General features: G+C 37.2%; 5 protein-coding genes. 2 read left to right on the top strand and 3 right to left on the bottom strand.

Going from position 1 to position 8,773, the window contains the following annotated elements:
* Positions 1-20: 20 nt before the first annotated feature.
* Complete coding sequence (locus K350_RS0126715; protein ID WP_028982533.1) at positions 21-959, top strand: D-2-hydroxyacid dehydrogenase; 939 nt, start codon at positions 21-23, stop codon at positions 957-959.
* 134 nt (positions 960-1,093) lie between these two features.
* Here the strand turns inward: K350_RS0126715 and K350_RS0126720 are convergent, their stop codons facing one another.
* Both K350_RS0126720 and K350_RS0126725 read right to left on the bottom strand, forming a co-directional pair.
* The gene (locus K350_RS0126720; RefSeq protein WP_028982534.1) at positions 1,094-2,278 is read right to left on the bottom strand and encodes a phosphoglycerate kinase; all 1,185 of its coding nucleotides are present in this window, start codon (positions 2,276-2,278) and stop codon (positions 1,094-1,096) included.
* 101 nt (positions 2,279-2,379) lie between these two features.
* Positions 2,380-2,727 carry a 4Fe-4S dicluster domain-containing protein gene (locus tag K350_RS0126725; RefSeq protein WP_028982535.1) on the bottom strand — a complete coding sequence of 116 codons (348 nt, stop codon included), beginning with the start codon at positions 2,725-2,727 and terminating at the stop codon, positions 2,380-2,382.
* A gap of 135 nt (positions 2,728-2,862) precedes the next feature.
* On the opposite strand from K350_RS0126725, the gene K350_RS0126730 reads away from it, so the two are divergent.
* A complete protein-coding gene (locus K350_RS0126730) occupies positions 2,863-3,876 on the top strand; it encodes an aldehyde dehydrogenase family protein (protein ID WP_037577524.1) in 1,014 nt (337 codons plus the stop codon).
* Positions 3,877-3,913: 37 nt separating this feature from the next.
* Here the strand turns inward: K350_RS0126730 and K350_RS0126735 are convergent.
* On the bottom strand, positions 3,914-8,773 hold a 4,860-nt coding region (locus tag K350_RS0126735), incomplete at its 5' end, for a T9SS C-terminal target domain-containing protein (RefSeq protein ID WP_028982537.1).

Here is an 8,773-nt window from a genome sequence, read left to right on the forward strand (position 1 = left end):
ATTAAAGTTATTTCGAAAAAATGAAAATAGTACTTCTGGATGCTGATACACTTGGAGAGGTTTCGGCAATTGACGATCTGAAAAAGCTTGGTGATTTTATAAAATACGGGTTTACTAAGCCGGATGAAGTTTTAAATCGCTTATCAGGCGCAGATATTGCTATTACAAATAAAGTGGTTTTGTCTAAAGAGATTTTGTCTCAGCTTCCTGATTTGAAACTGATTTGTGTTGCAGCAACCGGGACGGATAATATAGATATTGCTTTTGCATCTGAAAAAGGTATTCCGGTTAAAAATGTCAAAGGATACTCCACAGACAGCGTTGCGCAGCATACATTCTCATTGCTGCTTCACCTGGCAGATAAACTTGAATATTATAATAGTTATGTCCTAAGTGGGGAATATTGTAAAAGTGAAATTTTCACTTCTCTGGCTCGTCCTTACTGGGAGCTTAAGGGAAAAGTTTATGGAATTATCGGACTGGGAGCGATAGGGAAAAAGGTCGCAAATATCGCAACAGTTTTTGGAGCAAAAGTAATTTACTATTCTACCTCAGGGGTACATGATGATCCTGATTTTGAAAGGGTAGGTTTGGAGGATTTGTTAATGCAGAGTGATGTTATATCCATCCATTCTCCCCTGAATGATAGGACTCGCGGTCTGATTGGTGAAAAAGAATTTAAGCTGATGAAAGAAAATGCAATACTGATCAATGTTGGCAGGGGCGGGATAGTTAACGAAAACGCACTTATCGAAGCTTTGAATAATGATAGGATCGCAGGGGCTGGTATAGATGTTTTTGAGAAAGAACCAATGGTTGGTTCTAGTCCTATTCTTAAAATTAAAAACAAAGAGCGGCTTGTGGTTACTCCTCATATTGCCTGGGCTAGTATTGAAGCCAGAGGTAAACTGGTAGAGGGGATTATTAGTAATATTAATGAGTGGAAAGCGAAAAGCTGAACACTAAAAAAGTGGTTCATTGTTTTTAATGGCTCCTTTTAGTATCATAGTTTTTAATAAGGAGGGCTTTAAAGGATAATCAAAAAAAGAGACTGAAATCAGTCTCTTTTTTTTTGATTATGTTTTTATAATTCTTATTGAAGAGCGGCGACACCTGGAAGAACTTTTCCTTCCATGTATTCAAGAAGTGCTCCACCACCCGTAGAAACGTAAGATACATCGTCTCCGAAACCTAGGTTGTTGATAGCAGCAGCAGAATCACCACCTCCAATAAGTGAGAATCCACCTTTTTTGGTTGCATTTACTACAGCTTTAGCAACAGCTACAGTTCCTTTTTCGAAGCTTGGCATTTCGAAAACTCCCATCGGGCCATTCCAAAGTAAAGTTTTAGATTTGTCGATTACTTCAGAGAAGCTTCTTTGAGATTCAGGTCCGATGTCAAGTCCCATCCATCCATCAGGAATGTTCCTGTTAGGGGCAATTTGTGTAGCTGCATTGTTGTCAAATTTGTCTGCAACTACTGTATCAATTGGAAGGATTAGGTTTACTCCTTTGCTTTTTGCTTTTTCAATTAGCGTTTTTGCTAATTCGACTTTATCAGCTTCAAGTAGAGAGGTTCCGATATTTCCACCAAGAGCTTTTGCGAAAGTATATGACATTCCACCACCGATGATCAGATTGTCTACTTTGTCAAGAAGTCTTTCTATAATAAGGATCTTATCAGAAATTTTCGCTCCACCCATGATTGCAGTGAAAGGCTTATCAGCTTTTTCAAGGATTTTGTTAGCATTATCAAGTTCTGCCTGCATAACATATCCGCAAACTCTGTCATTGAAGAATTTAGCAATAATTGCAGTAGAAGCATGGGCTCTGTGAGCAGTTCCGAAAGCATCATTTACATAAACATTTCCAAGTTTGGAAAGCTTTTGAGCAAAAACTTCGTCACCTTTTTCTTCTTCTTTATAGAATCGTAAGTTTTCAAGTAAAAGGATTTCACCAGCCTTTAAATCTGCAGCAAGTTTTTCAGCATCAGCACCAATACAGTCTGTTGCAAATTTTACTGTAATGTTAAAGGTTTTATTAAGGTAAGCCAGAAGATGTTTCAAAGAGTATTTTTCTTCATATCCACCTTTTGGTCTTCCCAGGTGAGACATAAGAATAGCACTTCCTCCGTCTTTCAGAATTTTGTTTACTGTTGGAATTACAGCTTTTAGACGGGTGTCGTCAGTAATTTCGTATTTATCGTTTAAGGGTACATTGAAATCAACCCTAATCAAGGCTTTTTTACCTGAAAAATTAAAGGAGTCTACAGTTTTCATATCGCAAATTTTAAGGAGGCCAATATTAAAGAAATCTTGGTAAAATAAAAAAGGCGATATTGAATTATCACCTTTTTTTAATATTAGAAATTAAATTTCAATTATTCTGCATGCAGCCATGCTTTTTTAGCCAGCAGTGTGTCTTCCTCCTCCACATTGTCAGGATCAGGAACACAGCAATCTACAGGACAAACCGCTGCGCATTGAGGCTCCTCATGAAAGCCCATGCACTCGGTACATTTGTTTGCAACAATATAGTAAAACTCATCTGATACAGGTTCTTGAGGGCTTTTTGCGTCCATTGTTGACCCATCTTCGAGTTCAATTTCATTTAATTTAGTGCCTCCTGAGTAATTCCACTGTACACCGCCCTCATAAATTGCTGTATTAGGACATTCCGGCTCACAAGCTCCACAGTTAATACACTCATCGGTAATCATTATAGCCATGACGTACTCCTTCTTTATTAAATAATATAAATGGTTTAAAAAGTGTTTTAGGGAACAAAATTAAGCACAATTTGATTCTCAATCAATATAAATCCTAATTTTGCAGAAATACTACAATTTTACAATTCAATATTAATGGAGACGGGACTTTCCAAAAGGGCAGATGCTTTTGCTGCATTGGGGAAATATTTAAATAATTTATCTGATAATGAGTTGGATACTTGGGCCAGGCAGGCGGAAAATAACAATAGCTGGTTTACTAATGCCAATGTAAGGCAGGCATTAAATGGAATAACAGCCTTATTGGATGAAAAAAAACTCAAGCAATGGATTGAGGGATATTCAACCGCCTATAAATCCAAAAATGTAGGGGTAGTGATGGCAGGGAATATTCCTGCTGCCGGTTTTCACGATTTTTTATGTGTCCTTTTAACTGGACATCATTTTTATGGAAAATTAGCGGCTACAGACAATGTTCTCCTTCGAAAAATTGCTGCGTTATTAATTGAAATTGAACCTGCCTTTGCAGATAAAATTTCTTTTCAGGATATGCTCAAAAATATGGATGCATATATTGCTTCTGGAAGTGACAATTCTGCCAAATATTTTAAAGCTTATTTTTCCAAAGTGCCTCATATCGTTAGGAAAAACAGATCTTCAGTGGCGGTCCTAAATGGGGGAGAAGAAGAGGGAGAGCTAAAACTTTTATCAGAAGATATCTTTACTTATTTCGGCTTGGGATGCAGGAATGTGTCAAAACTGTTTGTACCTAGGGGGTATAATTTTGATACTTTTTACAGAAATATGGACAAGTTTGAGGGGATTCTGAATTATCATAAATATGCAAATAATTATGATTATCAGAAATCAATATTCCTGTTGAATAGGGTGGATCATTTGGATAATGGTTTCTTGATGTTGAAAAGGGATGAGCAGATTGTTTCACCAATTTCGGTTGTATATTTTGAGGAGTATGAAGATCTGGCAACCTTACAGTCTAAATTATCTTCTAATCAGGAGAAAATTCAGGTTGTATTGTCAGCCAATGGCTGGTACTCAGACTCGGTAGCGTTCGGAAACGCTCAGTGTCCTGCACCATGGGACTATGCTGATAATGTTGATACCATGAAGTTTTTGATGGAGTTATAAATAAAAAGCCCCCCGACCTTGGTCGGGGGGCTTTTTATTATCTGATGATTTCAATCCATCCTTTATATGCTTTACCATTTGGTAACAGCAGGTCATAGAAGTAAACCCCATCTGGCTGCTCCGATCCATCCCAGCTATTATCATAATTGTCACTTGCAAAAACTCTGCTACCCCATCTGTTGTGAACATAGAATTTAGATCCGTATGGTATTGACAATATTTCGAATCTGTCGTTTTTACCATCTCCATTAGGTGTAAACATATTTGGAATGTAGAATCCGGATCCAACCACTACTTCTTTTTCTACTTTACAGCCGTTTCCGTCCTTGATATAAATTTTATATTCTCCAGGAGCAAGGTTACTATAGCTGTTCAATGTTGAATCTGCTAATACGTAGGTTGAATATACAAGGTCATCATTACTAATTAAATAGAATGGTGTACCTCCTTGTATGTCATAAACATATATAGTACCTGAGTTGATTTCTCTTGAACTCTTGATTACAAATGTTTCAGCAGTGATAGGCTCTGGCTCATTGATGATAATATTAGAATTGTAGATAGTATCATAATCGGTTCCATTGAACAGGTAATATCCGCCGATAATGAATGGTACATCGCAATTTCCATCTTTAATACCCATTGAATAAATACCAGCACCTAAATCTGTGATAACATTATTAGTACTTTTATCAATTGTGTTTAGATAATAGGTGAAAATTGGTATTCCCCCTTGTAGTGAGTCGATTAAAATCTCACCTTTTTTCTCATTGAAGCAAGGCACATCTTTAGTTCTTATGTAAGGCATTGGCCCTATACGCACCAATGTCGTATCATCTTCCGCAAGACAATTCTTTGCATCAGTTAATTTGAAATGATATTTATTAATAGTAAGGTTACTGAATACATTATTGACATCAGAAGGATTATCATCAATTGCATACAGATATGGCGTGCTACCTCCTACACCGTTTATAGTCACGCTACCTTCATTCGAGCAGGTGATTTGTTTTATATCTGTCATGATAATTCTTAATTGTTCAGGCTCTGGAATTTCAAAAGGATAAGATACCGGACATTGATCATCTTTATTTGAAATCACAAGTGTAGATTTTCCTCCTGACAGATTATCAAATTCACCTGTATTATTCTTTGTTCCATTTAAGGTGAAAATATATGGCTGAATACCTCCGGTTATGTTAGATAATTTAATAGAACCATTATCATCACCAAAACAATTAACCCCCATAATATCAGCAACTATATTCGAAATATTAATAGTATCCGGAGCTGTTACTTTCGCAGTTAATGAATCAGCACAACCATTCTTGTCAATTACCTTAACAAAATAATCATTTTGAGAAAGGCTACTGAAAATAGGATTAGTGATGAGTGTTCCATTATTTAAGGAGTATTTAAATCCTCCGTTTCCACCTGACACTTCCAAATGAATTTCCCCATTATTTGAATTCGCACAAGGTTTGATAGTGATAATGGTATCGATGCCAAGAACAAGTTTTTGAGGTTCTTTAATTTCGACAGGATAGTCATACAAACAGCCTGTATTGTCAAAGATTGAAAGGGTGTAAATACCTTTGTTCAATCCTGTAAAAGTTGAATCTTGTTGAGGTGTTGAGAATTCATCAAGTGCAAACCAATATCCGCCAGCTCCTCCAGTGATATTAGAAAGGGATATGATTCCATCAGCTTTGCCAAAGCAAGATACATCTTTAGATAAATTATCAGCAATAAGTTTCTTTAAAGAAACATTTACAGAATCAACTTTACTTTCACAAGTAGAAAGGTAATCTAAAACTACAACTTTGATTAAGGTATCAGAATAGATTGGTTTTGAGAACTTATTAGATGTCTGATAGCTCTTTCCTCCGTCAAATGAATATGCAGAATATACTTCCGGAATCGTAATCGTCACTGTTTTAGATTTACAGATAGGATTCGGATTTACTATTGGGTTAACCTGCATAGGAAGTGGTTCTTTGATCTCAAACTGATCTTTGTATAAGCAGTTTTTCGCATCTTTAAAGTTTACAATATAAACACCTGCAGGAAGGTCATAATTGTTTGGTCCGGTCAATGTACCTGGTGTCCATGCGTAGTTTGAATATGGTGCAGTTCCTCCTGAAATATTCAAATGTAATTCTATTTGTCCGTCTGATTTCCCATTACATGATACATCTTTTACAGCGCTTGCATGGTCTACAATCAATGTATCCGGCTGTGTAATTATAAAGGTAGTATCTTTACGACATGAATTCTGGTCAGTAATTTTTACATCGTAAGTTCCAGCTTTTAAATTACTTAATTTAGCATCAGTATCTCCTGTATTCCAGAAGTAACTGTAAGCAGGTGTTCCTCCAGTCGGAGTCATTTCAATAGATCCATTATTTCCTTTGTAACATGGAACATTTGTTACAATAGAAGTAGCATGCAGTGGAGCTGGTTCATTGATAGTAAAGCTTATAGTTTCACTACATCCACCCGCATCAGAAATTTTTACACTATGAACACCCTTACCTAAATTGAGAATATTGTTTGTTATCTCTCCGGAATTCCACTGGTAACTATATGGTGATGTTCCTCCGGAAGTAACATTTACATTAATACTACCATTGTTTAAGCCAAAACAAGTGATGTTTGTTTTGACGGTGTCATATGTAAATCCATCAGGTTCTCCGATTACAAAGTTGGAGTCTAATTTACAGCCATTAGCATCAGTTACTGTTAGTTTATATGTTCCTTTTCCAAGATTAGAGATTCCCTGTGTAGTAACATTTTCTGGCCACAAGTATGTGTACGGTGCTGTACCTCCCGTTACGGATGTGATGGTGATAGTTCCATTGGTACTTCCTTTACAAACCGGTTCGCTTATATCAGCAGTAATGGCTAAAGGTGCTGGCTGGTTCACTATGAAGTCTTGAGACTGATAATTACACCCTTTGTCATCATTGAATTTTACTGAATAAGTGCCTGCTTTTACACCAGTAAGATCTTGTGTATTCGCTCCATTTGACCATTCAAAATTTGAATATGGAGCTACTCCTCCGGATATTGACAATGCAATTGCACCATCATTACCTCCATAGCATTTTACATCAGTGATTGTTGGTATTATGGATATAGTTACTGAATGGTTAACCGTAAAGTCAAAGTTTCCTGAGCAACCTTTGCTATCAATTATTTTGACTGAGTAAGTCGCAGCTTTAAGACCTGTGCGGTCCTGAGTAGTAGGACCATCTTTCCATTCGAAGCTATATGGAGCTGTTCCTCCATTGATAACAAGGCTGATACTTCCATCATTTCCTGTGCAGGACTCATCTGTAATTGTTGAGCCTGCTGAAATAGGAGCCGGGTCATTTACGACTATTGTAAATGTTTCGGTACAAGAAGAATTGTCCAGAATTGTTAACACATATGTTCCTGCGCTAATGTCAGTTATATCTTTAGTCATCTGTCCTGAATCCCAGGAATAGGCAACGTAAGGTACTTTTCCTCCCGAAACTGAAGTAACCTCGATTGCTCCGTCATTGCCTCCAATACAGGTTGGTTCTGTTATATTGGTGGTAATAGTCATCGGAACCGGAGGGTTAATGATGAAATCAATTGTATCAGAACAACCGTTAGCGTCGGAAATAATGACATTATAGTTTCCAGACCCAAGGTTACTTACATTTTGAGTTGTAGCTCCATTTGACCATTTATAAGAGTATGGCGCAGTTCCACCAGTCACAGAATTTATATTGATCTTTCCATTGTTCAAGCCTGTACAAGTTTCATCTATAGTCTTGCTGTCAATTACAAATGGAATAGGCTGACCTAAATTAAAGGTAGAATCAATTGAACATCCGTTAATATCAGTAATTGTTAATTTATAGCTTCCTTTGTTTAAGCTGCTTAAGTTCTGTGTAGTAGCTCCATTTGACCAGTTAAATAAATAAGGAGCAACTCCGCCTGAAACAGAATTGATGTTGATAGCTCCAGTAGGTGCACCATTGCAAGCAGGTTCTGTGATGGAAGCTGTCGAGGCAATCGTATCAGGCTGTGTAATGGTATATACAGGGGAAGTGAAAGAACAACCTTTTGCATCTTCAAATGTAACACTATAATCGCCAGCTTTGACTCCATTTAGATTCTGAGTAATTGCTCCGTTTGACCATAAGAAGTTTGAGTATGGAGCTATTCCGCCGCTAATGGCAAGGTTAATGGCACCATCGTTTCCGCCATAACATTTTACATCTGTAACAGCCGGTACAATTGAAATTGGAAGTGCATTGTCAATAATGTAGGAATCAGATTTTTTACATCCATTATTGTCGGTAATAGTTATTGTATAGTTTCCATTTGGCAAACCTGAAATATCCTGGGTCGTTGCTCCATTGGACCAATTAAATAAGTATGGGGATGCTCCTCCTGAAACTATAATGCTGATGGCTCCATCTCCGCCTTTGCAAGAACTTCCTGAAATTGTTGCAGCAATTGCAATAGGGGCAGGTTCAGTTATCGTGAAATAGTAAGTTGCAGGACATCCATTTATGTCTTTAACACTTAGTGTATAATTTCCTGGAGATAATGCTGAAATACTTTGTGTAGTCGCCAAATTAGACCAATTGAAAGTATATGGAGCTGTACCACCAGAAATAGAGTTAACAGTAATAGCACCATTATTGTCCCCGTTACATTTAATCTGAGTGACAGTGGTATCAATATTGAAAGCAACGGGTTGTCCCAGAGTAAATTTGAATGTTCTAGTACATGAACTTGCATCTGTAACATCAACTGAATAGTTGCCTGGAGCCAGCCCAGTTACATTCTGAGTGGTAGCACCTGTAGACCAGTTGAAAGAATAAGGCGCAACACCACCAGTAACAGTTGTAAGGTT

The organism is Sporocytophaga myxococcoides DSM 11118 (genome assembly GCF_000426725.1).
In the GTDB taxonomy this organism is placed as follows: domain Bacteria; phylum Bacteroidota; class Bacteroidia; order Cytophagales; family Cytophagaceae; genus Sporocytophaga; species Sporocytophaga myxococcoides.